This is a genomic window from Sphaerisporangium siamense (genome assembly GCF_014205275.1).
In the GTDB taxonomy this organism is placed as follows: Bacteria; Actinomycetota; Actinomycetes; order Streptosporangiales; family Streptosporangiaceae; genus Sphaerisporangium; species Sphaerisporangium siamense.
Window position 1 is genome coordinate 7,737,527 of the sequence record NZ_JACHND010000001.1, and the last position, 24,743, is coordinate 7,762,269.

The window sequence follows — 24,743 nt, forward strand, 5'->3', positions numbered from 1 at the left end:
ACCGATCCGAGTCGAATCCCCTGCGTGGCACGGCCATCGTAACCCCGTCGCGCCGACCGGGACGGCAACGGCGGGCGGGCGGGGGGGCGACGCGCGGACCGGCGTTTCGCGCCGCGTCGGCCACCGCACACGGAGATACCGCCCATAATTGCGCCCATGGTCCGTTCTCGCGCGAGCGAACGGGAGCGGAACGAAAGCTCCGCCTCCTTCACCTGGCTCGCCGGCGCGCTCGGGCCGCGCCCCGGCCGGGGACCGGTCGCCGAGGCGTGGGCCGACACGCGTGACACGATGCGCGAGCCGCGCAACCAGTCCGTCGCCTACCCGACGGACTGGACGTCCGACCCTTGGCTGGCGCGGGGCGCCCGCATCACGGGGGCCGGGATGATCACGCCGTGCTGGGCGCCGCCGGACGGCATCGACGAGTGGACGGCGCCGGACGTGACCGGCCTCGTGGCCGCCTTCGCCTCGGCGGCGCTGAGAACGCGCCCGCAGGCGCCGGCGCGGGAGGTCCCCGGGAACGTTCCCGGCGGCGCGGAGTCGGCGTTCCTGCGCGGGCAGGCCGAGCCCGGCGGCCGCGACGCGGCGGGCCGGGCGCGGGCGCAGCACGTCCGCGCCTGGCTGGGCTGCGCGGTCGGGCCGCTGATCCGCGACGTCCTGCTGAGCGCCGACCCCGACCCCGGCGCGCTCGCCGCGGCCACCGCCGCCCGGCTGGAGACCCCGCGCCGGATCAAGCTGCCGGCGTCGTGGGCGGCGGCGAACCAGTTCTCCGAGAAGTACTTGGACCTGCTGTACAACATGCGGACCGCGCCGGACGGACGGCTGGCGTTCCCGGACGCGGCCGGGGTGAGGATCGGCCAGGGCGAGGGCTGGCGCGAGCACTGGACGTGGCTGAGCCGCGACATCGGCCTCGGCGACCTGCGCGAGGCGCTGCGGGTGGCCGCGCGTCTCATGCGCCGCCCGGCGGTGGTGGAGGGCCTGCTGAGCACGGCGGCCTCGGAGGACCGGCGGCTCGGCATGACGGCCGTGGCGGTCGCGCGGCGCTGGCTGCTCACCCTGCGGGCGATGGCGTGGCTGGAGGAGGCCGCCGGTCAGGAGTGGACGCACGTGCGGCCGCGCGACCTGGCCTGCTTCGCGTTCAACGCGCTCAAACCCGACTGGCCGCGCCGCGTGCTCGGCATCAGCCACCGGTCCAGCGACACCAAGTCCGCGCTGAGCATGACCGACCTGTGGTCGTCCGGCCGGTGCGCCATCGACGCCACCTACGTGCCGTCCTGGGAGACCAACACCGGCATGGTGTGGGGGCTGTTCGGCGCGACGGCCGCGATCGTGCGGGTGCGCTCCCCCGGCTACGAGCGGTCGGCCTGGTGCCTGCGGGAGGCGGAGCTGACCCGCTACCTGGTCGAGCGTTCCGACTTCCTCGCCGAGCGCTGGGTGCTGGACCTGGACCGGCGCGACCTCGGCGCGCTCGACGCCGTCCACTCCTCCGGCGTCGACGACCCGCCGCCTTACGCCCCCGGGGACGCGCCCGCGCGGCGTCCGGCGCCCACGCGCGTGCGGGTGTGGGCGCCCGGGAGCAGGCCGGAGTGGCAGACGGCGATCCTGCGGGCCGGCGCGGCGCTGCGGGTGATCAACACGCTGCTCGCCGACGCCGACCTGACCAACCGGTTCGTCACCGAGTTCCTGCTCGGCGACGCGCACTTCCCCGGCCCCGCACCCGCCGGGCACCCGGACGGCTGGGACGCCTACCGCGCGGTCTTCCGCGAGCTGCAGGAGCTGTCGGGGGGCGCCGAGCCCGCCGTGCGGCTGCCGTGGGGGTACGGCGCCGAGCAGACCGCCCTGGACATGGCCATGTTCCGGCGGCTGCCCGAGCCCCGGCCCGGCGACCTGCGCGACGCGCTGGTGGCCTACGAGTTCCTGCGCAGCGAGTGGCCCATGCTCGCCGGGGACCGGCGGCGGCGCTACCTGGCGGTGGACCTGCGCGCCGTGCGCCGCGAGGAGTGGGAGTCCGACGAGCGCCTGTCCCTGCAGCGGGGCCTGCTGACCGTGCGCGCGCCCGTGCCGGTGTGGATCGTCCAGCACGCCGGCCAGGACGTCGACGGCTGGCCCATCCTCGGGGACCACCCGATCTTCACCGAGCACTTTCCCGGGCAGTTCCCGTGGATGGCCGGCGACCGGCCCGACCGGACGCCGTTCGTCGCGGGCGCCGGGCTGGAGTACTCCCCCGCCCTGACGGCGCTGATCGGGCGGCCGGGGGTCCGGTGAACCGGCGTCGTGGCGACCGCGGGCCGATTCGCCGGGCCCCCGAATCGGCGAAACCGGCGCGGCCACTCCCGGCGGACGGTAGAGTAGAGAAAGCGACGCGGGGTGGAGCAGCTCGGTAGCTCGCTGGGCTCATAACCCAGAGGCCGCAGGTTCAAATCCTGCCCCCGCTACCAAATCGAAAGGCCCGGAGCCGAAAGGTTCCGGGCCTTTCGCATGCGGCGTGGGCACGGCCTTCCGCGTGCGGCTCGGAAGCGGGTCCGCCGGCCGCGCCGGGGCGCCTTTTCCGGTCCGAAATATAATGAGTCTCTGATGCGTGCCGACGCCGACGTGCTCATCGTCGGCGGCGGGCCCACCGGGCTGATGCTGGCCGGTGACCTGGCCGCCGCCGGGGTCTCCTGCGCCGTCGTCGAACGCCGGGACGCGGAGTCCGGCCTCAGCCGGGCCTTCGCCGTGCACGCGCGCACCCTGGAACTGCTCGACGCCCGCGGCATCGCCCGCGATCTGATCGCCCGCGGCCTGCCGATCCCCCGGCTCGCGCCGTTCGGGCTCCAGTTCTTCCGCCTGCCGAGCCGGTTCCCGTACATGCTGGGCGTTCCGCAGTACGAGACCGAACGCGTGCTCGGCGCGCGTGCCCGTGACCTCGGCGCCGAGATCCTGCTGGGCACGGAGATGATCCGCCTGAGCCAGGACGGCGACGGCGTGGACCTGACGGTCCGCGACTCCGGCCGTGAGGAACGCACCCTGCGCGCGCGGTACGTCGTCGGCGCGGACGGCGTGCGCAGCACCGTGCGGCGGGAACTGGGCCTGCCGTTCCCCGGCCGCGCGGCGGTGCGGTCGGTGATGCTCTGCGACGTGCGGTTCGCCGAGCCGCCCCGGGACGCCGTGACCGCCAGGGCCACCGCCGACGGCTTCGTCTTCGCCGTGCCGTTCGGCGACGACTGGTACCGGGTTATCGCCTGGGACCGCGCCGGTCAGCGGGCGGACACGGCGCCGGTGGAGCTGCGGGAGGTGCGCGCGATCACGCGGCGGGTGCTGGGCACGGACTTCGGGATGCACGGTCCGCGCTGGCTCTCGCGGTTCCACAGCGACGAGCGTCAGGCGCCCCGCTACCGCGTGGGCCGGGTCTTCCTCGCCGGCGACGCCGCGCACGCGCACTCCCCGGCGGGCGGCATGGGCATGAACACCGGGCTGCAGGACGCGGTCAACCTCGCCTGGAAGCTCACCGCCGCCGTGCGCGGCTGGGCGCCGGAACGGCTGCTCGACAGCTACCACGCCGAGCGGTATCCGGTCGGGCGGCGGGTGCTGCGCACCAGCGGCGTGATCCTGCGCTGCGCCCTGCTGCGCCCACGCGTCCTGCGCGCGGCCCGCGACGCCGCGCTGCGGGCCGCCACCCATGTCGGCCCGGTCGCGCGGCGCATGGCCGGCGCGGTCTCGGGCATCGACCTCGCCTACCCGGCGCCGCCGGGATCGCATCCCCTCGCGGGCCGGCGCGCCCCGGACGTCCCGCTGGCGGGCGGCACCCCGGGGACGCTGTATCACGCGCTCCGTCCCGGACGGTTCCTGCTCGTGATGCCGCCGGACGCCGTGAGCCCGGCCGCCGTGACCGGCGGATGGGAGGACCGCGTCGACCACGCGATCGCCGGTGGTCCGACGCGGAGGGCCGTGCTGGTGCGGCCGGACGCCTACATCGCCTGGGCCGGCGAGGACGCGCACCCCGGTGCGGTCCGCGCGGCGCTGGAGCGGTGGTGCGGCCCGGCCCGGCCGGTACGGGCACGCCCGGCGGTCCGGTCGCGCTGAGACGCCCGCGCATGGAACGGCCCTGTTACCACGTGCCGGGCCCTCACATCTCCTCCGCCGGGCGGCGCCGGGGCGGCACGGGGACGCGCGCCAGGTCCTCGGCGACCACGATCTCGCCCTCGTAGTGGCGCCGGGCCTCGGCGGCGAACGCCGAAGGGTCGGTGTAGCGCTGGGAGAAGTGGGTGAGCACCAGGCGCCGCACGCCGCACTCCCTGGCCACGCGGGCGGCCTGCCCGGCGGTCAGGTGGCCGAACTCGTGGGCCATGCGGGCGTCCTCCTCCAGGAAGGTCGACTCGATGACCAGCAGGTCGGCGCCGTCGGCGAGCGCGTAGACGCCGTCGCAGAGCCGGGTGTCCATGACGAACGCGAACCGCTGCCCGCGCCGCGGCTCGCTGACCTCCTCGATCGTGACCGTGCGCCCGCCCGCCCGCAGCCGCCCCGCCCGTTGCAGCTCGCCGACCCGCGGGCCGGTGACGCCGTGCGCGGCGAGCCGCTCGGGCAGCATGCGCCGCCCGTCCGGCTCGACCAGGCGGTAGCCGTACGCCTCGACGGGGTGGTCCAGCGGCAGCGCCTCCAGGCGGCCGAACCGTGCCTGCACGATCACGCCGGGGGCGCGCACCGGCTGGGCGATCACGGTGGCGGTCTCGTGGTAGGCGCTGGCGTGCCGCAGCCGGGCGAAGTACTCCGCGCCCGAGGCCGGGAAGTGCGCGTACACCGGGTGGGGCACGCGGTCCAGGCTGGCGCGCTGGATCACGCCGGGCACCCCGAGGCAGTGGTCGCCGTGGAAGTGGGTGATCAGGATGCGGTTGACGTCGGTGGCCGCGACGCCCGCGAGGATCATCTGCCGCTGGGTGCCCTCGCCGGGGTCGAACAGCAGCCCGGCGCCGTCCCACCGCAGCAGGTAGCCGTTGTGGTTGCGGTGCCGGGTGGGCGTCTGGCTTGAGGTTCCGAGGACGACGAGCTCGCGCGTGGACACCTGCGCCACGATAGACGGCCCGCCGGGCGCGCTCGGCGTCCGGCGGCGTTCATGCCGTGAGCCATCTGCCGAGCCAGCCGGTGACGGCGTCCCAGAAGACGACCTTGTTGGCGATCCTGACGGTCTCGTGGCCCTCGTCCTCGAACAGCAGGTACCGGCAGGGGACGCCGCGGGCGGTGGCGGCGGCCACGACCTGCTCGGCCTCGTAAACCGGGACGTTGGTGTCCTGGGCGCCGTGGACGACCAGCAGCGGCGCGCGGAGCCGGTCGAAGGAGTGCAGGGGTGACAGGGCCCGCAGCAGCTCGCGGTCGGCGACCGGGTCGCCGTACTCGCCGACGGCGGCGGCGGCGATCCACGGCTCGGTGTGCGCGTAGAAGGTCGCGAAGTCGGCCATGCCGCACACGTCCACCCCGGCCTTGAAGAGTTCCGGGTAGGTGACCAGGGCGGCGAGGGTGAGGTAGCCGCCGTAGGAGCGGCCCATGCAGGCCAGCCGGGCCGGGTCGGCGACGCCCGTGCGGACCATGTGCGCGGCGCAGTCGGCGACGTCGTCGATGGCGTGGAAGCGCAGGGCGTGGTCGTCGGCGTGCAGGAACGCCTTCCCGAAGCCGGAGGACCCGCGGACGTTCGGCGCGAAGACGCTGACCCCGGCCGCGACGAGCCGGTGGAACAGCGGGTTGAAGGCCGGGCGTTCCTGGCTCTCCGGGCCGCCGTGGAGGTAGATGAGGCACGGCCCGGGGCCGGTGCCCGCGCGGTGCAGCCAGCCGGTCAGCTCCAGGCCGTCCCGGGCGGTGAGCCGCACCAGTTCGGCCGTGGCCCCGCCGGCGAGCGGCTCGTCGCCGGCCAGGCGCTGGTAGCCGCCGGTGGCGAGGTCGCACAGCAGGACGTGCGAGGGCGTGTCCGGGGACTGGGCGGCCAGGACGGCGAGCGTGCCGTCGTAGGACACGCGCACGGAGGTGACCACGTCGGCGGGCGGCCGGGGCAGGGCGCGGACGGCGCCGGTGGGCAGGGAGACGACGTCCAGCTCGGAGCGCCCGGCGACGTTCCAGGCCAGCACCGCCACCCGGCCGTCCAGGCTGACCGAGAACCGGTCGAGGTCGGCGTCGGGCCGCTCGGCCACCACGCGCGGGGCCTCACCGCCGGGCACGGCGACCAGGGCGGCGCGGTCGCGGCCCGCGTCGGAGCGCACGTAGGCGATCTCGCCGTCCGGGGACAGCGCGCCGAGGTCGGTGGTGGGTGGCAGCAGCGGGCGCTCGCCTCCGTCGCGCAGGTCGGCGACGGTCATGTACCGCCCGCCGCGCGGGCCGTGGCGCAACAGGGCGCGGCCGTGGTCGCGGCTGACGGCGACCGGCCACAGCAACGGCGCCTTGGCGATCGTGTCGCGGTGGCCGAGCGCCGGGTCGGCGAGCACGGCCTCGGCCGTGCCCGAGGGGCCGAGCTCGGCGAGGAGCAGGGTGGCGCCGTGCCCGGTCCAGCGGACGAACGCGGCCGAGCCTGGGCCGTCCACCGGCCCGGCGAGCAGGCGGAGGCCGGACCCGTCCGGGCGCACGGCCCAGACCTGGGTGTGCTCTCCTCCGCCGGGCGCGATCTTGACGGCCAGCCATTCGCCGTCCGGCGACCACAGGACGTCGGCGACCGGCTCGGGACCGGTGTCGATGACCCGGGGGCCGGCGCCGCGCAGGGGCTGGACCCAGACGCGCGGGACGCCGTCCCGGTCGCTGACGTAGGCGACGGCGGCGCCGTCCGGGGACAGGGTGGGTGACCCGCAGGTCCATGCGACGTCTACGGCCGTACTCCTCGTGCTTGCAGCCACAGTTCCAGCAGCCCGAGCTGCCACAGGGCGTTGGCGCCGAGCGTGGTCCTGTGGTCGTCGGGCGCGGCGAGCAGTTTCTCCACCATCGCCGGGCGGAACAGACCCCGGGCGCGGGCCTCGGGGGCGGTCAGGGTGTCACGGACCATCTCCAGGAACGGCCCGTGGATGTGGCGGATCGCGGGGACCGGGAAGTACCCTTTGGGCCGGTCGATGACCGCGTCGGGGACGAGCCCGCGCGCCGCCGCCTTCAGGACGCCCTTGCCCCCGGAGGCCAGCTTGAGCTCGGGCGGGCACATGGCGGCCAGCTCGACCAGCTCGTGGTCCAGGAACGGCGTGCGGGCCTCCAGGCCGAACGCCATGGTCATGTTGTCGACCCGCTTGACCGGGTCGTCGGGGAGCATGACGCCGGTGTCCAGGCGCAGCACGGCGTCCAGCGCGGTGTCCGCCCCCGGCGCGGCCAGGTGGTCCCGGACGAACGCCGCGCTCGCGTCGTGGCCGAGCAGGTACTCCGGCTCCAGGATCTCGGCCAGGTCCTCGTGCGGCCGGTCGAAGAACACCTCGGCGTACGCCTCGGCGGCCCCTTCGCGGGGCACGCCCGCGAGCGGCGGGTACCAGTCGTACCCGGCGAACACCTCGTCGGCGCCCTGGCCGGACTGGACGACCTTGACGTGCCGGGACACCTCCTCCGACAGCAGGTGGAAGGCGACGCAGTCGTGGCTGACCATGGGCTCGCTCATGGCCGCGACCGCCCGGCCGAGCGCCGGGAGCAGGCGGGCGTCGTCCACCATGATCTTGTGGTGGTCGGTGCCGAAGTGCCCGGCCACCAGGTCGGAGTAGGCGAACTCGTCCCCGGACTCCCCTCCGGCGGCGTGGAAGCCGACGCTGAAGGTGGCGAGGTCCCGCTGCCCCTCCTCGGCCAGCAGGGCGACGATCAGACTGGAGTCCAGGCCGCCGGACAGCAGGACCCCGACCGGGACGTCGGCGACCATGCGCCGCCGCACCGCCACGCGCAGGGCCTCGCGCACCGCGTCGCGCCAGTCGCCGGCGGTGAACGGCCCGTCCGTCGCCTGGAGCATGTCGAGCTGCCCGGCGAGGGGCGTGTCGTCGCGGGGGCGGGCGAACGGCGGGTTCCAGTAGCGCTCGTCGCGGGTGGCGCCGTCGGGCTCGATCGTGCGGACGGTGGCGGGCGGCAGCTTCTCGACCCCGGTGAGGATCGTGCGGGGCGGCGGCACCACCGAGTGGAACGTCATGTAGTGGTGCAGGGCCACCCGGTCGATGTCGGTGGCGACGCCGCCGCCGGCCAGCAGCGCGGGCAGGGTGGAGGCGAAGCGCAGGCGCGCCGCGTCCCGGGTGACGTACAGGGGTTTGATGCCGAGCCGGTCGCGGCCGAGCACCAGGCGCCCGGTGTCGCGCTCGGCGACGGCGAAGGCGAACATGCCCGCGAACCTCGCGACGCACCGCGGGCCCCAGTGGCGGTACGCCTTGAGCAGCACCTCGGTGTCGGAGGTGGAGTGGAACCGGTGGCCCTCGGCGAGGAGCACCTCGCGCAGCTCCCGGTAGTTGTAGAGGCAGCCGTTGAACACGGCCGTCAGCCCCGCCTCGGGGTCGGTCATGGGCTGGGCGCCGCGCTCCGACAGATCGATGATCTTCAGGCGGCGGTGGCCCAGGGCGACGGGGCCGAGGGACCACAGGCCGGTGCCGTCGGGTCCCCTGGCCGCCATGGACGCCGTCATGCGCTCGACCGCGGCGACGTCGGCCGCGCGGCCGTCGAAGCGGATCTCGCCGCTGAAGCCGCACATCAGCCGGCCTCCTTGGCGAGCCAGGTGTCCTTGGCGCCGCCGCCCTGCGACGAGTTGACGATCATGCTGCCGTACGGGGCGACGCGGGTCAGCGCCGCCCGCGGGACGACGGCGCGGCTGCCCGTGAAGACGAACGCGCGCAGGTCCACCACGTGCGGGCGCATGCCCTCGCCGTCGAAGGTCGGGTGGGTGGACAGTCCGACGGTCTCCTGGGCCACCCACTGCCCGGGATCGGCGAGGATGTCGGCGCGCAGGGCCTCCAGGTCGCGCGGCGAGGCGTCCTCCCCGATGACCACGCCCTTGCCGCCGTAGCCGTCCACCGGTTTGACCACCAGCTCGTCGAGCCGGTCGAGCACCTGCTCACGGTCTTCGGGGTCACGGCACAGGTAGGTGGGGACGTTGGAAAGCAATGGGCGTTCTCCCAGGTAGTAGTCGATGAGCCGGGGCACGTAGCGGTACAGGCTCTTGTCGTCGGCCAAGCCGTTGCCGGGCGCGTTGGCCAGCGTGACGGCGCCGTCCTCCATCGCCTGGAGCAGGGCGTCGCCGAGCGGGCCGCTCAGCAGGTCGTCCTCGGCGATCCTGCGGTACAGCACGTCCACCCGCTCGCCCTTGGCGTACACGGCGCCGTCCCTGACCTCCAGGTCGCCGGGCTCGGCCAGCACCACGCCCATCTCCGCGGCGAGCGTGGCGTGCTCGTAGTGGGCGGGGTCGGCGGGTCCCGAGGTCACGACGGCGAGGCGGTCGCCGTGCGGGGAGGCGTGCAGCAGGGTCTGCCGCAGCAGGCCGATGGTGCCCTCCGGGTCGAGGATGCCCGAGCGGTCCAGCTCGGGGATGGCGTGCGCGGCGACGCGGCGGTTGACGACCGCGTAGGCGATGCCGGAGGGGACGCGCAGGTTGTCCTCCAGGACGACCCAGCGTCCCGCGCCGTCGCGGGCCAGGTCCAGTCCGGCGACCGAGCAGCGGACCACGCCGCCGCGGACGCGGCGTCCGGCGGGCCGGTTCCCCGGGGACTCGTCCACGACCCAGGCGGGCAGCACCCGCTCCTTGATCGCCTCGCGCCTGCCGTAGGCGTCGCGCAGGAACGCCTCCAGGGCGCGGACCCGCTGCGGCATGCCTTCGCGGATCTTGGCCCAGTCGTCGGCGGCGACGAACCTCGGCACCAGGTCCAGGGGCATCCTCTCCTCGCCGTCCGGGGACCGTTCGAGGCGGAAGGTCATGCCGATCTCGCGCATCCGGTCGTCGCGGGCGGTCGCGCGCTCGCGCAGCCCGGCGGGGCCGAGCCGGTCGAGCGTGGTGAACACCGGCTCGTAGGGCCGGCGCACGGTGTTTTCGATCATGGCCTCGTCGCGGTCGGCGTCGTAGCCCTTGAGCAGGGCGGTCACCGCGTCGGCCATCGGGGTGCCGAACCCGGCCGCCCGGCCGGCCGAGCGGGTCTCGGCGACGAGGTGGTCCACGACGTCGGCCAGGGTGCCGCCGCGGCGCACGATGCGGCGCTGGCGGGCCGCCGAGCTGCCCCGGGCCAGGGACTCCTCGGCCAGTTCCGACACCAGTTCCCAGTCGCCGCCGGCCTCCAGCTCGGGACGCAGCCCGGTGATCGTCCGCCTGATCACCTCGGCGGCGGGCCTCGGCGTGCCCTCCTCGGGGTCGATCAGGACGCCTTCCAGACCCGAGCGGGCCGAGCGCCAGGTCGCGGCCCGCACCATCTCCAGGCCGTCCCCCTGGAAGGGCTCGCCGTTCTCGATCGCGCGCAGCTCGCGCAGCACGACCGCGCGGAACAGGCCCGCGAGCAGGACGACGTCCTCGACGCGGGGACAGGCGTCGCACATGCGCAGTTCGACCGTGGGGACGTGCGCGGAGGGCCGGACGTCGAAGTAGATCATCCCCGGGTCCATGATCACTCCGGCGCGCACCAGGTCGGCGACCATCCGGTCGTACTCGGCGGCGGAGGAGAACCGGCGGACCGGGCCGGTGGTGGGCCAGCGCTGCCACACCAGCGTCCGGTAGCTGGCGTACCCGCTGTCGGCGCCGTTCCAGAACGGCGAGCTGGAGCTGAGCGCGAGCAGAGGCGGCAGGCCGCGGGCCACCCGGTGGGCGACCTCGACGGCGACGTCGCGGTCGGCGACGTCCACGTGCACCTGCGCGCCGCAGATGAGCTGCTCGCGGGTGAGGAGCTGGTAGTCCTCCAGCATCTGCTCGTAACGGGCGTCCGGCGAGATCTTCAGCGCGGACGGGTCCACCAGCGGCACCGTGCCCGCCGCGACGATGCCGAGCCCGAGGGGGTCGGCCGCCTCGACGACCGTGCGCCGGAGCGCCGCCAGGTCGTGGCCGAGGTCCTCCAGCCGCACGTAGGGGCGGCTGTTGGACTCGACGACGGACCGGTGCAGCTCCTGCGTGAAGCGGTCGTCCGGCAGCCGCCCGAGCAGGGTGCCCGCGCGTGGCACGAGGTGCCGGGTCTCAAGGTCAACGACGTGGAACTCCTCTTCGACGCCTACCGCGATCGACTCCGTGAGACCCGTCATCCCATCGTCCTTCTCCCGTTTGTCCAGGGGTGTTTCCCGGGGCCCCCTGCCCAGAAAGCAGGTGGATGCACGTCGGGGAGAAGTCTCGAAGTGTGATGTTCGACGCGCCGGGGCCCGCACGGACGGCGCCCGTGCGGGCCCGGCGCTCAGGAGTCGAAGCCGAGCCCCAGCCGGTCCAGCGTGCGCAGCCAGAGGTTGCGCCGCCCTTGATGGGCGTCCGCCTGGGCGATCGACCACCGGGTGAGCTGGATGACGCCCGACCGGATCGGCTCGGGCGGGAACGGCACCGGCTTCTCGCGCACCATCTGCAGCTCGGTGCGCTCGGTCGGCCGCCCCGAGAGCAGGTCCAGCATCACGTTGGCGCCGAACCGGGTGGCGCCCACGCCGAGGCCGGTGTACCCGACCGCGTAGGCCAGGCGCCCCTTGTGCGCCGTGCCGAAGAAGGCGCTGAAGCGGCTGCAGGTGTCGATCACCCCGCCCCAGCGGTGCGTGAACCGCACCCCTTCGAGCTGGGGGAACGTGGTGGAGAAGTGGCCGGCCAGCGTGGCGAAGGTCTCGTCCCGCTGGTCGTACTCCGGCCTGATCTTCCCGCCGTTGAAGTACACCGCGTCGTACCCGCCCCACAGCACGCGGTCGTCCTTGGTCAGCCGGTAGTAGTGGAACTGGTTCCCGCTGTCGCCGATGCCCTGCCGGTTGTGCCAGCCGACCGAGGCGAGCTGGCCGGAGGTGAGCGGCTCGGTCATCAGCGCGTAGTCGTACACCGGCACCAGGAAGTTGCGCAGCCGCCCGAGCAGCGGCGGGAACACACCCGTGCCGAGCGCGACCTTGCCGGCCCGCACCACGCCGTGCGGAGTGGTCAGCTCCAGCGCCGTGCCGTCGTCCCGGAGCGAGCGGACGGGGCTGTGCTCGTGGACGCGGACGCCGAGCGACAGGCACGCCTCGCGCAGGCCCCACGCCAGGCGGGCGGGGTCGAGCATGGCGCAGCCGTCGCGGTCCCACTGCCCGCCGAGATAGGTGGGCGAGTCGACCTCGGCACGGACCTCGGCGGCGTCCAGGAGCCGGGTGTCCATGCCGAGCTCGCGGGCGAGCCCGGCCTCCTCGTCCATCGCGTCGAGCTGCCACGGCTCGGTGGCCACGTTCAGCTCGCCGGTCCGCTCGAAGCCGCAGTCGATGGAGTACTTCGCCACCGCCCGCTCGATCTCGTCGAGGTTCTCCGCGCCGAGGCGGACGAGCGTCGCGATCTCGCGGGGCCAGCGGCTCAGGCCGTTGCCGAGCCCGTGGGTGAGGCTGGCGGCGCAGAACCCGCCGTTGCGGCCGGAGGCGGCCCAGCCGACGCGCCTGCCCTCCAGCAGGACCACGTCGAGGGAGGGGTCGCGCTCCTTGGCCATCAGAGCGGCCCACAGGCCGGAGAACCCGCCGCCGACCACGGCGAGGTCGGCGGTGGTGTCCCCGAAGAGCCGCGGCAGCGGCTCGGGTTTGTCCGGACTGTCCAACCAGTACGGCTTACGCTCCGCGTCAGCCAGTGCTTTCAGCGGATCCACACATTTCACGTCCCAACGAAACGCGTCATTTTGCCCTGGGCCGGGAACGCCGTTCCCGGTGCCAGGCGGGTGTTTCCCGTCTTTACACGCGGCGGCGCGAGGTCACGGTGTTGACGACCGCGATGACCACGCCCACCGCGAAGATGAGGGTGCCGAGGATGTTGACCTGCGGGGGCACGCCGATGCGCACGGCCCCGTAGATCCACAGGGGGAAGGTGATGGTCGCGCCGCTGGTGAACTGCGTGATGACGAAGTCGTCGATCGACAGCGCGAAGGCCAGCAGGGCGCCGGAAACCACGCCGGGCAGGATCATCGGGAACGTGACCCGCCAGAACGTGACCCAGGTGGAGGCGCCGAGGTCGCGCGCGGCCTCCTCGATCGACCCGTCCATGCCGACCACGCGCGCCCGCACGGTCACCGCGACGAACGACACCGAGAACAGCACGTGCGCCAGCACGATCGTCGCGAACCCGGTCTGCACGCCGAGGCTGACGAACAGCGACAGCAGCGAGGCGCCCATGACCAGTTCGGGCGAGGAGATCGCCGCGAACATGATCAGGTTGGTCGGTCCCTGTCCGCGGAACCGGTACCGGCCGAGGGCGATGCCGAGCAGCGTGCCGAGGACCGTGGTGATCAGCGTGGCGAGCAGGCCGATGCCGATGGAGTTCAGCACCGCGGTGGTCAGGTCCGGGTACTCCCCGAGCCGCCCCCACCACTTGAGCGTGAAGCCCTGCCAGGTGACGTTGGACTTGCTCCTGGTGTCGTTGAAACCGAACGCGATCATCACCGCGATCGGGGCGAACAGCCACAGCAGGATCAGCCAGGTGTAGCCGAACAGCAGGCGGTCGCCCCACCGGGTACGGGGCCGGCGGGGGGCGCCGGGCGTGGCCTCTTCCGTGGTGGCCCGCGTGGGGAGCGCCGGGCTCACTGGTCCGCTCATCGCGCCGCCGCCTCCAGAACGTTCTCGGTGCCGAGCGCCTTGGCGTAGACGAAGATGCCGATGAGCATCACGGCCATCAGCGTGAAGGACAGCGCCGCGCCGGCCGGGTAGTCGTTGTTCACGAGGTACTCGGTCTGGATGATGTTGCCGATCATGGTGTTCGCCGGGCCGCCGAGGATCGACGCGTTGACGTAGTCGGAGGTCATGGGCACGAACGTCATCAGAACCCCGGCGAAGACCCCCGGCAGGGAGAGCGGGAGCACGATCTTGGCGAACGACTGGGCCCGCGTGGCGTACAGGTCCTGGGACGCCTCCACGACGCGCGGGTCCACGCGTTCCAGCGCGACGTAGATCGGCAGCACCATGAACGGCAGGTAGTTGTAGGTCAGGCCGCCGATCACCGCCACGGTGGTCGCCAGGATGTGGAAGTCCTGCGGCAGCAGCCCGAGGTCCTTGAGCGGCGCCAGCAGGATGCCGTCGTCGGCGAGCAGGAACTTCCACGACACCGTGCGCAGCACGAACGACACGAAGAACGGCAGCAGCACCAGCAACAGGTAGGTCGACTTGCGCGCGCCGCCCTTGAAGGCGATCCAGTACGCCATGGGATAGGCGAGCACGATCGTCAGGATCGTGCCGGCCAGGCCGTAGACGACCGAGCGCAGGAACTGCGTCTTGTACGCGGCCAGGGTCTGGCCGTAGTTGGCGAAGTGGAAGGTCTGCAGGAAGCCGTTGACGACGTCGCCCTCCATCGTGGAGACCGAGGCCATGTAGACCAGCGGCACCACCAGGAAGATGAGCAGCCACAGCCCGCCGGGAAGGATGAGCAGGTAGGGAACGATCTTGCGTCTCATGGTCCTAGCCCTGGGAGATCGGCTGGAAGATGCCTTCGTAGACCTTCTCCTCGGCGTCCGAGAGGGTCCTGAACGACCGGGTCCTGGCGAGGTCGGCGTCGGAGGGGTAGATCAGCGGGCTGTTCGCCATCAGCTCCAGCGCCTCCTTGTCCTCGCCGGTGGCCGCGGCCGCCTCCTGCCTGACGATGTCCCGCGTCGAGGGCACCGGGGTGATGTAGGTGATGTACTCCGCGAGCGCGGCGGCGATCGGCGGCCGGTACACGTAGTCCATCAGGGCCAGGGCGTCGACCGGGTTGCGCGCCGTCACCGGGATGCACATGTTGTCGGTCCAGATCGAGCCGCCCTCTTGGGGGACGACGAACTTCAGATCACGGCCTTCGGCGATCTGCTGGTAGATGTCGCCCGACCAGGCCATGGTCAGCCAGACGTCGCCGCGGGCCAGCGCGTCCACGTAGTCGTTCTCGTAGTACTTGCGGACGAGCCCGGCGTCGCGCTGCTCCTGGAGCCGTTTCGCGGCCTTCTCCCAGTCCGTCTTACCGGACTTGTCCGGGTCGACGCCGGCGGCGAACATCCCGAAGTTGCCCAGCTCCTGCGAGTCGGACATCATGCCGACCTTGCCCTTGTACCTGGGGTTCCACAGCTCCTCGATGCTGGTGATCTCCCCGTCCACGTACTTCGGGTTGTAGGCGATGCCGGTCAGGCCCGACTGCCAGGGCACCGTGTAGGCGTTGCCGGGGTCGTAGGCCGGGTTCTTGAACTTCGCGCCCACGTTGGCCGCGAAGTTCGGCAGTTCGGAGTGGTCGATCGGGGCGAGGTAGCCGAGCTCCATCGCCTTGGTGAGCTGCAGGCTGTTGGTCATCACCATCAGGTCGAACCCGATGTCCTGGCCGGCGCCGAGCTGCGGCTGGATCTTGCCGAACCAGGTGGGCATCTCCTGGATGGCCTCCTGGTAGGTGACCTGGATGCCGGTGTCCTTGGTGAACGCCTCGATGGTCGGATAGCGCTTGCCGTCCTTGTCGATGTACAACGGCCAGTTCGCCCAGCGCAGCACGCCGTTCCGTTTCTTGCCCGCCCAGTAGGAGGCGACGGGGTCCTTCTCCGGCGTGGCGGCGGCCTTGCGGCCGGGGATGCTGCAGGCGGACAGGGCGAGGGCCGCGGCGGACAGGCCCGCCGCGCGGAAGACCTGCCGCCGGGTCGGGCGCGGGCCGCCGAGGCGGCTCCGCGTCAGCCCGCGGAGCAACGCGGGGTCAGGCGGTGGGCTGGTCATGCGACGCTCGGCTTCCGATCGCGTACGAGTGCTGCGGCTGCCATGACAGCCACACGGACTGACCGCGCTCGGCCGTGATGCTGCTGTCCCTGGCGTTCTGCTCGAAGACCGTGAACTCGGCGCCGCTCGCCAGGTTCACGGCGTAGCTGTTGTAGGTGCCGAGGTAGACGACCTCCGACACCACGCCCCGCACGGCGCTGACGTCCGCCCCGGGCTCGTCGTGGGTGATCCTGATCTTCTCCGGCCGGACGGTCACCTCGACCGTGCCGCCCTCTCGGGTGCCGCCGTCGACCGGCACCAGCACGCGCTGCCCGTCCCCGACCCTGATGACCGCGGTGCCGCCGCCGACCTCGGCCGCCGTGCCGCTCAGCAGGTTGGAGGTCCCGATGAACCCGGCGACGAAGGTGGTCGCGGGCCGCTCGTAGATCTCCCGCGGGCCCGCGAGCTGCTCGACGAGGCCGTCGTTCATGACGGCGATGCGGTCGCTCATGGTGAGCGCCTCGTTCTGGTCGTGGGTCACGTAGACGAAAGTGATGCCGACCTCGCGCTGGATGCGCTTCAGCTCCATCTGCATCGCCTGGCGCAGCTTGAGGTCCAGCGCGCCGAGCGGCTCGTCCAGCAGCAGCGCCCTCGGGTTGTTCACGAGGGCACGGGCCAGGGCCACGCGCTGCTGCTGGCCGCCCGACATCTGCCGGGGCCGCCGCTTCTCGCGGCCGGCGAGGTCGACGATCTCCAGCATCTCGCCGACGCGCCGCTTGATCTCCTCGTCCGGCACGCGCCTGCGCCGCAACCCGAAGGCGACGTTCTCCCACACGTTCATGTGGGGGAACAGCGCGTAGGACTGGAAGACCATGTTCACGTCGCGTTTGTTGGGCGGCACGTCGGTGACGTCCTGCCCGTGCAGGCGCACGGTTCCCCGGGACGGTTCCTCGAACCCGGCGATCATGCGCATGGTGGTGGTCTTGCCGCAGCCGGACGGGCCGAGCATGGAGAAGAACTCTCCCTGGGCGATCGACAGGCTCACGCCCTTGACCGCCCGCACCACCTCACCGTGCGCGGTGTATTCCTTGACGACTCCGTCGAGTTCGATGGCGGGCACCGGGGAGGAGCCGGGGGCGCGCGGGGCGACCGCCTCCTTGCCCGCCTGGGTATCGGTCATACGCAGGCCGTTCCTGTCTGTTCCTTACCCGCGCGCCACCGCCGTGGACGACGCGCGGGTCATTCGCCGATGTAGTGCATGACGTGCTTGACCCGGCTGTAGTCGTGCAGGCTGAAGACCGAGAGGTCCTTGCCGTACCCGGAGTGCTTGAAGCCGCCGTGCGGCATCTCCGACACGAACGGGATGTGGGTGTTCACCCAGACCACGCCGAAGTCCAGCCGCCGCGACAGGCGCATCGCCCGCCCGTGGTCGGAGGTCCACACCGACGCCGACAGGCCGTACTTGACGTCGTTGGCCTTGGCGAGGGCGTCGGCCTCGTCGCTGAAGGTCTGGATGGTGATGACCGGGCCGAACACCTCGGTCTGGATCATCTCGTCGTCCTGGCGCAGGCCGTCGACGACGGTCGGCTCGAACAGGTAACCCTTGTCGCCGACGCGCCTGCCGCCGGTGAGGACCTTGGCGTGGCCGGGGGTGCGCTCCAGGAAGCCCTCGACGCGGGCGAGCTGGGCGGCGTTGTTCAGCGGGCCGTAGTAGGCGTCCTCGGCGCCGTAGGCGCCGGTCCTGGTGGCCGCGGCCGCCTCGGTGAGCGCCGCCGCGAACGGCTCGTGGATGCTCTCGTGGACCAGGACGCGGCAGGCCGCCGTGCAGTCCTGGCCGGCGTTGTAGTAGCCCGCGCCCGCGATCGCCTCGGCGACGGCGGTGATGTCCTTGACGTCCTCGAAGACGACGACCGGGGCCTTGCCGCCGAGCTCCAGGTGCACGCGCTTGACGTCGTCGGCCGCGGACCTCGCGACCTGCATGCCCGCGCCGACCGAGCCGGTGATCGCCACCATGGACGCCGCGGGGTGGCCCACGACGAGCGCGCCGGTCTCGCGGTCGCCGGAGACGACGTTGAACACGCCCGGGGGAAGGACCCCGCCGATGATCTCGGCCATCTTGATCGTCGACACCGGCGTGGTGTCGGACGGCTTGAGCACCACCGTGTTGCCCGCGGCCAGCGCCGGGGCGATCTTCCACACCGCCATCATGAGCGGGTAGTTCCACGGGGTGACCTGGCCGATGACGCCGATCGGCTCGTGGCGGATCACCGAGGTGTGGTCGGCGAGGAACTCCCCGGAGGTCGGGCCCTCCAGCGTGCGGGCGGCTCCGGCGAAGAAGCGGAAGTGGTCGGCCGCGGGCGGGATCTCGTCCTCCGCCATGCGCGCCCGGGGCTTGCCGGTGTTCCGGCACTCGGCCTCGACCAGCTCGTCCGCGCGCGCCTCGATGGCGTCGGCGATCTTCAGCAGGTACCCGGCGCGCTCGCCCGGCGTCGTCTGTCCCCACGACTCGAACGCGGCCACCGCCGCGGCGTAGGCCGCGTCGACGTCCTCCTGACCGGACACCGGCGCCTCAAGATAGGCCTCGCCGGTGCTGGGGTCGATGACATCGGAGAACCGGCCGCTCCTGGCGTCCACGAGCTCGCCGTTGACGAAGTTCTTCAGACGGGTGGTCAACGCCTGACCTCCTCGTAGTGGGCTGAGTTGTCGCGACTCTGACAGGTGCCCGTCGCCACGACAAGGGATTTCGTCGCGAATATATCAAATTGCTACGAAATCGCTTGACAGGCCGCGCCGAGCTGACAACATGTCGCACCAGGACGGCAACACCGCCGGAACGGCCCCGTAACCGGCTCGCCGTAGCGGGACGCGGGCAGGGAGGACGCACGGAGATGACCACGCCGCCGAAAGCGCGACGGGACAACAACCACCACGACGGCCGGTCCGCTCCCGTGGTGCTGGACGATATCTCCAAGCGCATCATCGAGGAACTGCAGGAAGACGGCCGCAAGCCGTACGCCGCGATCGGCAAGGCCGTGGGGCTGTCGGAGGCCGCCGTGCGCCAGCGCGTCCAGCGGCTCCTGGACACCGGGGTGATGCAGATCGTCGCGGTCACCGACCCGCTCACGCTCGGCTTCCCCCGCCAGGCGATGATCGGCATCAAGTGCGAGGGCGACCTGGAGACCGTCGCCGACAACCTGTCGTCCATCGCCGAGATCGACTACGTGGTGCTGACGGCGGGGTCGCTGGACATCATGGTCGAGGTCGTCTGCGAGGGCGACTCACACCTGCTGGAGATCCTCGGCAAGATCCGCGCCATCCCCACCGTCCGCGCCACCGAGACGTTCGTCTACCTCAAGCTTCGCAAACAGACCTACTCCTGGGGCACGCGCTGAGCCTGCGCGGCCGGGCGTTCCGCGTCGTGGCGGTCGAGGACGCCGGCGACCTCGGCCAGGAACGCGTCCACCTCGACCACGGCGTACCCGGGCCTGAACATGACCGTGTCGAACGCCGCCGCCCGCACCTGGTCGCCGGTGAGCGGCCGGTCGGTCGTGCCGCGCAGCGTGGCCACCACGCGGTCCAGGAAGACGTCCACCTGGTCCTCGTCGTACCCCGCGCCGAGCCTGCCCGCGCGGAACAGCACGCGCTCGACCCGGGCGGCCTGCGCCTCCAGCCAGGTCGCGGGTTCCTCGGGGACGGCCTCGGGCGGCGGCATCCGCTGGGCCGGCATTCCGGGCAGCGTCGGCGCGTCCTCCTCGGCCGGGCTCACCGCCGCGGCGCCGAACGTCCCGGCGTGGGGGAAGCCGTGCGGCGCCGGGACGGCGCGAGGGGGCGCCGTCCCGATCGGCGGCCAGGGCATGGCGGCCGGGGCCGGGGCGCGCGCGGCGAGCGTCTCCACCGCCACGAGGAAGGCGTCGAGCGCGTAGTCGACCGCCAGCTCGTTGTAGCCGCCCCGCCTGACCCCGAAGCCCGCCATGCGTATCTCGTCGGGCGTCACCGGTGGCCCCTCCAGCGTTCCCCTGCCAAGAGTGGCCTCGATACGCCGGATCAGGGCGTCGACCTGATCCGGGTCGTATCCGGTGCGTACCGCAAGCACACGTGGAAAGCGGTTCAAGCCGCGTCCTCCCGGTTCACAGCCCCCGCATCCGTCTCGTCTTTCCCATTTTCCGGGCATGACTGCCGGAAATCCAGAAAGTAAGCGAGCAAGGGTAAGCTTTGTGATCTATGCGGCTCGCGAACCTTTCCTTCCGCTACGCCCGCCGCGCCCCCTGGGTGCTGCACGACGTGCGTCTCGACCTGCCACCGGGCACGGTCGCCGAGGTCACGGGCCGCAACGGCGCCGGGAAGTCGACGCTGCTGCGTCTGCTGGCCGGCACGACGCGGCCCACCCGCGGCGCGGTCTCCGGCCGTCCCCCGATCGTCGGGTACGCCCCCGAGATCTTCCCCGTCGAACAGCCGTTCACGGTCAGCGTCTACCTGTCGCAGATGGCCGCCGTCCGGGGCGTCGCCGCTTCCGCGATCGCGCCCTGGGCGGAGCGCCTCGGCATGACACAGCTGCTGGACGTGCCGCTCGGCGACCTGTCCAAGGGCAGCGCGCACAAGGTGGGGCTGGCCCAGGCCCTGCTGGCCCCGCCGGGCCTGCTGGTCATGGACGAGCCGTTCTCCGGCCTGGACGCCCAGACCCGGGCCGAGCTGCCGCGGATCATCGAGGAGGTCGCGGCGGACGGGGGCATCGTGGTGGTCAGCGACCACCAGAGCGGCCTCGCGGAGTATCCCGGGCTGACGCGGCTGGCCGTCGAGCACAACGCCGTCCGGGTCCTCGCGCCCGGCGAGGCGCCGCCGTCCGCCTCCCCTGATCCGCGTCCCGGCGGGCACGCCGCGCTCCCCCACCCCGCGGGCCTCGGCGAGCACGCCGTGCGCGCCTCGGGCACGGCGACGCTCTCGCCGCCGGAGGACGCACCGGCCGCGTCCGGCAAGGCCGTCATCGAGGTGCTCGTCGACGCCGACGAGGCGGAGACGGTCGCGCGCAGGCTCCGCGCCGACGGCTACGACGCGCGCCTGCGCCCATGACAGGCTCATGACACGCCCATGACACCCCCCGCCCACCCCGGAGCAGCGTGATGAAGCCGACCCTGTCGCTCGTCCGGTTCAAGATCAACGCGTACCTGCGGTCGCACCGGATCGTCCAGCCGTTCGTGGGCCTGCTCGCCATCCTGATCATCCTGTACTCGACCCGCGTCCTGGCCGGTCATGAGCTCTCCTCCTACGGCGACTCGGCCGCGCTGCTGGTCCCGGTGTTCGCCTGGGCGGCGCGCGGCCTGCTCGACACCGAGCCGGACGTCCAGCGGCTGATCTCGGTGACGGCCGTGGGACGGCCCGGCCGCGAGGTGGCGAGCGGCCTGCTCGCCTCGGCCGCGGTCAACGTCGTGCTCGCCGCGATCGCCGTGCTCGTGCCGCTCGGCGTCGGGTTCGCCGCCATGCCCGGGGGCTCGGCGGTGCTCGGCGGACTGGCCCTGCACGCGCTGTCGCTGATCACCGGCCTGGCGCTGGGCGCGCTGGCCAGCCGCCCGATCCTGCGCGACCAGGCGACCTCGACGCTGGTCATGCTCGGCGCCTACGTGGCGATGCTGCTGGTCAGCCTGGCCCCCGTGGTCTGGCTGACCGTGCCGCTGATCAGCTGGATCCGCGCCGCGGGAGAGCCGTCCTTCCTGACCGCCTCGCTCCCGGGCCTCGCCGCCGTCACCCTCGCGTGGTGCGCCGCGGCGCTGCTCGTCTACGTGCGCCTCCGCCGCACGAGGCCGTAGCCGAGCCCCCACCCCTCCTCTGGCGGGCCGACCGCATCCATGTGCCGTCTCATATATCAAGACATGTTCGCTCAAATAGTGAGCAGCGGATTAGGCTTCCCCGTAGTCACCCCGCGAGGAGGTTGGTCGCCATGACGTCGCCCGCCGTTTACACCCATGGTCATCACGCATCCGTACTGCGCTCCCACACCTGGCGCACGGCGGAGAACTCGGCCGCGTACCTGCTGCCGCACCTGCGGTCCGGCATGTCGCTGCTCGACGTCGGATGCGGGCCGGGGACCATCACGGCGGACCTCGCCGCGATCGTCGCGCCAGGGCCGGTCACGGCGATCGACGCGGCGGAGGACGTCGTGGCGCGGGCCGGGGAGCTGATGGCGGAGCGGGGTCTCGCGGACGTGCGCTGCGAGGTCGCCGACGTGTACCGGCTGCCCTACGCCGACAGGTCCTTCGACGTCGTCCACGCCCACCAGGTGCTCCAGCACCTGGCCGATCCGGTGGCGGCGCTGGCCGCGATGCGCCGCGTGTGCGCCCCCGGCGGGATCGTCGCCGCGCGCGACTCCGACTACGCCACGTTCACGTGGTACCCCTCGTCCCCCGGCCTGGACGAATGGCTGGACCTGTACCACCGGCTGGCGCGCGCCAACGGCGGCGAGCCCGACGCCGGCCGCCGGCTGCTCTCGTGGGCGCGCCGGGCCGGGTTCACCGACGTCACCGCGACCGGCTCGTCATGGTGCTTCGCCACCCCCGAGGACCGCGCCTGGTGGAGCGGGCTGTGGGCCGAGCGCGTCACGTCCTCCGCCATGGCCGGCCAGGCCATCGCCCAGGGGCTGGCCACCCGCGCCGACCTGGAACGCGTCGCGGACGCCTGGCGCGCGTGGGGCGCGGCCGAGGACGGCTGGTTCTCGGTCCTGCACGGCGAGATCCTCTGCCGGGTCTGACGCGCGGGGCTACCCCTCCGGAGTGGCGGCGGCGAGCTGGCCGCAGGCGCCGTCGATCTCGCGGCCACGGGTGTCGCGGACGGTGACCGCCACGCCGTGGGACTCCAGGCGCCGCACGAACGCGCGCTCGTCCTCGGGCCGGGACGCCGTCCACTTCGAGCCCGGCGTCGGGTTGAGCGGGATCAGGTTGACGTGGACGAGCCGGCCCTTCAGCAGGCGGCCCAGCAGGTCGGCCCGCCACTCGTGGTCGTTGATGTCCTTGATCAGCGCGTACTCGATCGACACGCGGCGCTTGGTCGTGGCCGCGTACCGCCAGGCCGCGGCCAGGACCTCGCCCACCTTCCAGCGGGTGTTGACCGGGACGAGCGTGTCGCGCAGCTCGTCGTCGGGGGCGTGCAGGGAGACGGCCAGCGTCACCGGCAGGCCCTCGGCGGCCAGCTTGTCGATCGCGGGCACGAGGCCGACGGTGGAGACGGTGACGCCGCGCGCCGAGATGCCGAGGCCCTCGGGGGCGGGGTCGGTGATGCGCCGGACGGCGCCGATGACCGCCTTGTAGTTGGCCAGGGGCTCGCCCATGCCCATGAAGACGATGTTGCCGACCCGCCCCGGCCCGCCGGGCACCTCGTCGCGGGCCAGCGCGCGGGCCCCGGCGACGACCTGCTCGACGATCTCGGCCGTCGACATGTTACGGGTCAGCCCGGCCTGGCCGGTGGCGCAGAAGGGGCAGTTCATGCCGCACCCGGCCTGGGACGACACGCACATGGTCACCCGGTCGGGGTAGCGCATCAGCACCGACTCGACCAGCGCGCCGTCGAAGAGCCGCCACAGGGTCTTGCGGGTGGTGCCGCCGTCGCAGGTGATCTCGCGGACCGAGGTGAGCAGGCCGGGCATCAGGTGCGTCAGCAGCCGTTCGCGCGCACTCGCCGGAAGGTCGGTCATGTGCGCGGGGTCGGTGGTCAGCCGCTCGAAGTAGTGGCGGGAGAGCTGCTCGGCGCGGAACGGCTTCTCCCCCAGCTCGGCGACGGCCGCACGCCGCTCGGCCATCGTGAGGTCGGCGAGATGACGGGCTGGTTTCGCACGTCTGGGCGCGACAAAGGTTAGCTCGGCGGACATGTCCTTCTCTTAACAGTTTGCCGGAAGCTGCACTGGACAGCCATTCGTTGTGATCTATTGCGATCCACGGCCGCACGGGAGACGTCCACCGGAAAGGCGGAGAGGCGTTGGGCACCACCGATGTCGTCCTCACCGATACCAGCCCCTATGGCAGTCGCATGGTGACCGTCGAGTACGAGGGGGCGTCCTCGGTAGCTTACCTGCGCGGCGCCGGCGGCGGGATCCACGGGGCCGTATGGCTCGCCAACCATGGACAGGCGCCCTCCTCCGTCGATCTCGACCGGCTCGGCCGCGGCCAGGCCCCCGTCATGCCCCGGGCGCATACCCGTATCCCCGAGGGCACGCCGCCGTTCACGTCCGCCGAGCTGGAAGTGCTCTGGTTCGAGGAGGGCGACGGCGCCGCCCTGTACCGCAACGGTGATCTCCTGGCGGTCATTCCCGGCTGGGCCGACCTGGAGCGGGGCATGCCCGGGTACGCCCGCGACGCGGTCGGCGAGTCGCCGTTCGCCTGGTCTCTGGAGGAGGCGCTGGAAGGGCTCGCGCCGCGCATCGCCAAGGCGCGCTCGTACTGGGAATGGCGGCACGGCGACGGGGCGTGGCGGTCGTTCCAGCAGTTCGCGATGAGCCACCTGGACACCAGAGTGGGGCCGCCCGGGCGGTACTGGGACATCGGCGGCGAGACGCTGCCCACCGTGGGCATCACCGAGCGGCCGCTCGACGAGTACACGGTGCTGTCGACGGTCGGGATGAGCTGCCAGCGCATGCCCACCGTCGAGCAGTACATCGACCGGCCCGACGCCTACGCCCGCGTCGAGCTGGCCGTCGCCACCCGGCACGAACCGGCCGAGGCGGCGCAGCTCTTCCTGTGGCTGGCGCGGTACCCGTGGCACTCGATCACCTGGCTGGGGCACGGCCACACCGCCCGCTGGTACGGCGACGCGGCCGGCTTCCCGCTCGGCCGGAGCTACGCGGGGGTGCTCATGCTGGACACCGTGCCGGGGCTGCCGGACATGTCCGGGTTCGCGTTCGGGGGTGACGAGGTGCGCTGGCTCTGGCTGATCCCGCTGACCGACCACGAGCTGCAGATCGCCGCGGAACGCGGCCACGACTCCCTGGGGCTGTCGCTGCCCGGCAGGATTCCCTGATCCGC

The 24,743-nt window shown here is 72.8% G+C and carries 19 protein-coding genes and 1 tRNA gene; 8 read left to right on the top strand and 12 right to left on the bottom strand.

Going from position 1 to position 24,743, the window contains the following annotated elements; all coding sequences use genetic code 11:
- Positions 1-156: 156 nt before the first annotated feature.
- The 3 genes from BJ982_RS34990 (at position 157) to BJ982_RS35000 (ending at position 4,059) form a co-directional block, all read left to right on the top strand.
- The gene (locus tag BJ982_RS34990; protein WP_184887268.1) at positions 157-2,262 is read left to right on the top strand and encodes a hypothetical protein; all 2,106 of its coding nucleotides are present in this window, start codon (positions 157-159) and stop codon (positions 2,260-2,262) included.
- Between the two features lie 96 nt (positions 2,263-2,358).
- Positions 2,359-2,435: transfer RNA gene (locus BJ982_RS34995), tRNA-Met, on the top strand.
- Positions 2,436-2,571: 136 nt separating this feature from the next.
- Positions 2,572-4,059, top strand: a complete 1,488-nt coding sequence (locus BJ982_RS35000; protein ID WP_184887270.1) for an FAD-dependent monooxygenase — start codon at positions 2,572-2,574, stop codon at positions 4,057-4,059.
- A 43-nt stretch (positions 4,060-4,102) separates the two neighbouring features.
- Here the strand turns inward: BJ982_RS35000 and BJ982_RS35005 are convergent, their stop codons facing one another.
- The 10 genes from BJ982_RS35005 to BJ982_RS35050 all read right to left on the bottom strand — a co-directional run bounded on the left by BJ982_RS35005 (position 4,103) and on the right by BJ982_RS35050 (position 18,414).
- Complete coding sequence (locus tag BJ982_RS35005; protein WP_184887272.1) at positions 4,103-5,035, bottom strand: ribonuclease Z; 933 nt, start codon at positions 5,033-5,035, stop codon at positions 4,103-4,105.
- Positions 5,036-5,084: 49 nt separating this feature from the next.
- Positions 5,085-6,845 carry a S9 family peptidase gene (locus BJ982_RS35010; protein ID WP_184887274.1) on the bottom strand — a complete coding sequence of 587 codons (1,761 nt, stop codon included), beginning with the start codon at positions 6,843-6,845 and terminating at the stop codon, positions 5,085-5,087.
- Positions 6,815-8,644, bottom strand: coding sequence for an N-acetylglutaminylglutamine amidotransferase (locus BJ982_RS35015; protein ID WP_184887276.1), 1,830 nt, complete (start codon positions 8,642-8,644; stop codon positions 6,815-6,817). Before BJ982_RS35015 ends, BJ982_RS35010 begins: the two co-directional genes overlap by 31 nt.
- Positions 8,644-11,163 (bottom strand): carboxylate--amine ligase/circularly permuted type 2 ATP-grasp protein, encoded by a 2,520-nt coding sequence (locus tag BJ982_RS35020; RefSeq protein WP_184887278.1) that lies wholly within the window; start codon positions 11,161-11,163, stop codon positions 8,644-8,646. Before BJ982_RS35020 ends, BJ982_RS35015 begins: the two co-directional genes overlap by 1 nt.
- A gap of 146 nt (positions 11,164-11,309) precedes the next feature.
- Positions 11,310-12,704 carry an NAD(P)/FAD-dependent oxidoreductase gene (locus BJ982_RS35025; protein WP_184887281.1) on the bottom strand — a complete coding sequence of 465 codons (1,395 nt, stop codon included), beginning with the start codon at positions 12,702-12,704 and terminating at the stop codon, positions 11,310-11,312.
- A gap of 82 nt (positions 12,705-12,786) precedes the next feature.
- Entirely contained in the window at positions 12,787-13,644 is an 858-nt protein-coding gene (locus BJ982_RS35030; RefSeq protein WP_184887283.1) for an ABC transporter permease, read from the bottom strand.
- Complete coding sequence (locus BJ982_RS35035; RefSeq protein ID WP_184887285.1) at positions 13,641-14,495, bottom strand: ABC transporter permease; 855 nt, start codon at positions 14,493-14,495, stop codon at positions 13,641-13,643. The genes BJ982_RS35030 and BJ982_RS35035 overlap by 4 nt, the downstream gene beginning before the upstream one ends.
- Before the next feature lie 4 nt (positions 14,496-14,499).
- On the bottom strand, positions 14,500-15,762 hold the full coding sequence (locus BJ982_RS35040) for an ABC transporter substrate-binding protein (protein WP_184887287.1): 1,263 nt from the start codon (positions 15,760-15,762) through the stop codon (positions 14,500-14,502).
- Positions 15,743-16,921 (bottom strand): ABC transporter ATP-binding protein, encoded by a 1,179-nt coding sequence (locus BJ982_RS35045; protein WP_184887289.1) that lies wholly within the window; start codon positions 16,919-16,921, stop codon positions 15,743-15,745. The genes BJ982_RS35040 and BJ982_RS35045 overlap by 20 nt, the downstream gene beginning before the upstream one ends.
- Positions 16,922-16,980: 59 nt before the next feature.
- A complete protein-coding gene (locus tag BJ982_RS35050; RefSeq protein WP_184887290.1) occupies positions 16,981-18,414 on the bottom strand; it encodes a gamma-aminobutyraldehyde dehydrogenase in 1,434 nt (477 codons plus the stop codon).
- A gap of 215 nt (positions 18,415-18,629) precedes the next feature.
- On the opposite strand from BJ982_RS35050, the gene BJ982_RS35055 reads away from it, so the two are divergent.
- Positions 18,630-19,133 (top strand): Lrp/AsnC family transcriptional regulator, encoded by a 504-nt coding sequence (locus BJ982_RS35055; RefSeq protein ID WP_184887292.1) that lies wholly within the window; start codon positions 18,630-18,632, stop codon positions 19,131-19,133.
- On the opposite strand, the gene BJ982_RS40775 is transcribed toward BJ982_RS35055, so the two are convergent.
- On the bottom strand, positions 19,112-19,834 hold the full coding sequence (locus BJ982_RS40775) for a DivIVA domain-containing protein (protein WP_184887294.1): 723 nt from the start codon (positions 19,832-19,834) through the stop codon (positions 19,112-19,114). The two genes, BJ982_RS35055 and BJ982_RS40775, sit on opposite strands and share 22 nt — an antisense overlap.
- Positions 19,835-19,962: 128 nt before the next feature.
- On the opposite strand from BJ982_RS40775, the gene BJ982_RS35065 reads away from it, so the two are divergent.
- The 3 genes from BJ982_RS35065 (at position 19,963) to BJ982_RS35075 (ending at position 22,480) form a co-directional block, all read left to right on the top strand.
- Positions 19,963-20,808 carry an ABC transporter ATP-binding protein gene (locus tag BJ982_RS35065; RefSeq protein WP_184887296.1) on the top strand — a complete coding sequence of 282 codons (846 nt, stop codon included), beginning with the start codon at positions 19,963-19,965 and terminating at the stop codon, positions 20,806-20,808.
- A gap of 50 nt (positions 20,809-20,858) precedes the next feature.
- Positions 20,859-21,542 carry a hypothetical protein gene (locus BJ982_RS35070; RefSeq protein WP_184887298.1) on the top strand — a complete coding sequence of 228 codons (684 nt, stop codon included), beginning with the start codon at positions 20,859-20,861 and terminating at the stop codon, positions 21,540-21,542.
- 131 nt (positions 21,543-21,673) lie between these two features.
- On the top strand, positions 21,674-22,480 hold the full coding sequence (locus tag BJ982_RS35075; protein WP_184887300.1) for a methyltransferase domain-containing protein: 807 nt from the start codon (positions 21,674-21,676) through the stop codon (positions 22,478-22,480).
- A gap of 9 nt (positions 22,481-22,489) precedes the next feature.
- Here the strand turns inward: BJ982_RS35075 and rlmN are convergent, their stop codons facing one another.
- A complete protein-coding gene (rlmN, locus tag BJ982_RS35080; protein ID WP_184887302.1) occupies positions 22,490-23,593 on the bottom strand; it encodes a dual-specificity RNA methyltransferase RlmN in 1,104 nt (367 codons plus the stop codon).
- 107 nt (positions 23,594-23,700) lie between these two features.
- Between rlmN and BJ982_RS35085 the strand changes: the two genes are divergently transcribed.
- The gene (locus BJ982_RS35085; RefSeq protein WP_239122746.1) at positions 23,701-24,738 is read left to right on the top strand and encodes a suppressor of fused domain protein; all 1,038 of its coding nucleotides are present in this window, start codon (positions 23,701-23,703) and stop codon (positions 24,736-24,738) included.
- Positions 24,739-24,743: the final 5 nt, after the last annotated feature.

Excerpts from the sequence above, each read along its gene's own strand:
- BJ982_RS34990 (WP_184887268.1), top strand. The coding sequence starts at position 157 with ATGGTCCGTTCTCGCGCGAGCGAACGGGAGCGGAACGAAAGCTCCGCC.
- BJ982_RS35000 (WP_184887270.1), top strand. The coding sequence starts at position 2,572 with ATGCGTGCCGACGCCGACGTGCTCATCGTCGGCGGCGGGCCCACCGGG.
- BJ982_RS35015 (WP_184887276.1), bottom strand. The coding sequence starts at position 8,644 with ATGTGCGGCTTCAGCGGCGAGATCCGCTTCGACGGCCGCGCGGCCGAC.
- BJ982_RS35020 (WP_184887278.1), bottom strand. The coding sequence starts at position 11,163 with ATGACGGGTCTCACGGAGTCGATCGCGGTAGGCGTCGAAGAGGAGTTC.
- BJ982_RS35030 (WP_184887283.1), bottom strand. The coding sequence starts at position 13,644 with ATGAGCGGACCAGTGAGCCCGGCGCTCCCCACGCGGGCCACCACGGAA.
- BJ982_RS35035 (WP_184887285.1), bottom strand. The coding sequence starts at position 14,495 with ATGAGACGCAAGATCGTTCCCTACCTGCTCATCCTTCCCGGCGGGCTG.
- BJ982_RS35040 (WP_184887287.1), bottom strand. The coding sequence starts at position 15,762 with ATGACCAGCCCACCGCCTGACCCCGCGTTGCTCCGCGGGCTGACGCGG.
- BJ982_RS35045 (WP_184887289.1), bottom strand. The coding sequence starts at position 16,921 with ATGACCGATACCCAGGCGGGCAAGGAGGCGGTCGCCCCGCGCGCCCCC.
- BJ982_RS35055 (WP_184887292.1), top strand. The coding sequence starts at position 18,630 with ATGACCACGCCGCCGAAAGCGCGACGGGACAACAACCACCACGACGGC.
- BJ982_RS35065 (WP_184887296.1), top strand. The coding sequence starts at position 19,963 with ATGCGGCTCGCGAACCTTTCCTTCCGCTACGCCCGCCGCGCCCCCTGG.
- BJ982_RS35070 (WP_184887298.1), top strand. The coding sequence starts at position 20,859 with ATGAAGCCGACCCTGTCGCTCGTCCGGTTCAAGATCAACGCGTACCTG.
- BJ982_RS35075 (WP_184887300.1), top strand. The coding sequence starts at position 21,674 with ATGACGTCGCCCGCCGTTTACACCCATGGTCATCACGCATCCGTACTG.
- rlmN (WP_184887302.1), bottom strand. The coding sequence starts at position 23,593 with ATGTCCGCCGAGCTAACCTTTGTCGCGCCCAGACGTGCGAAACCAGCC.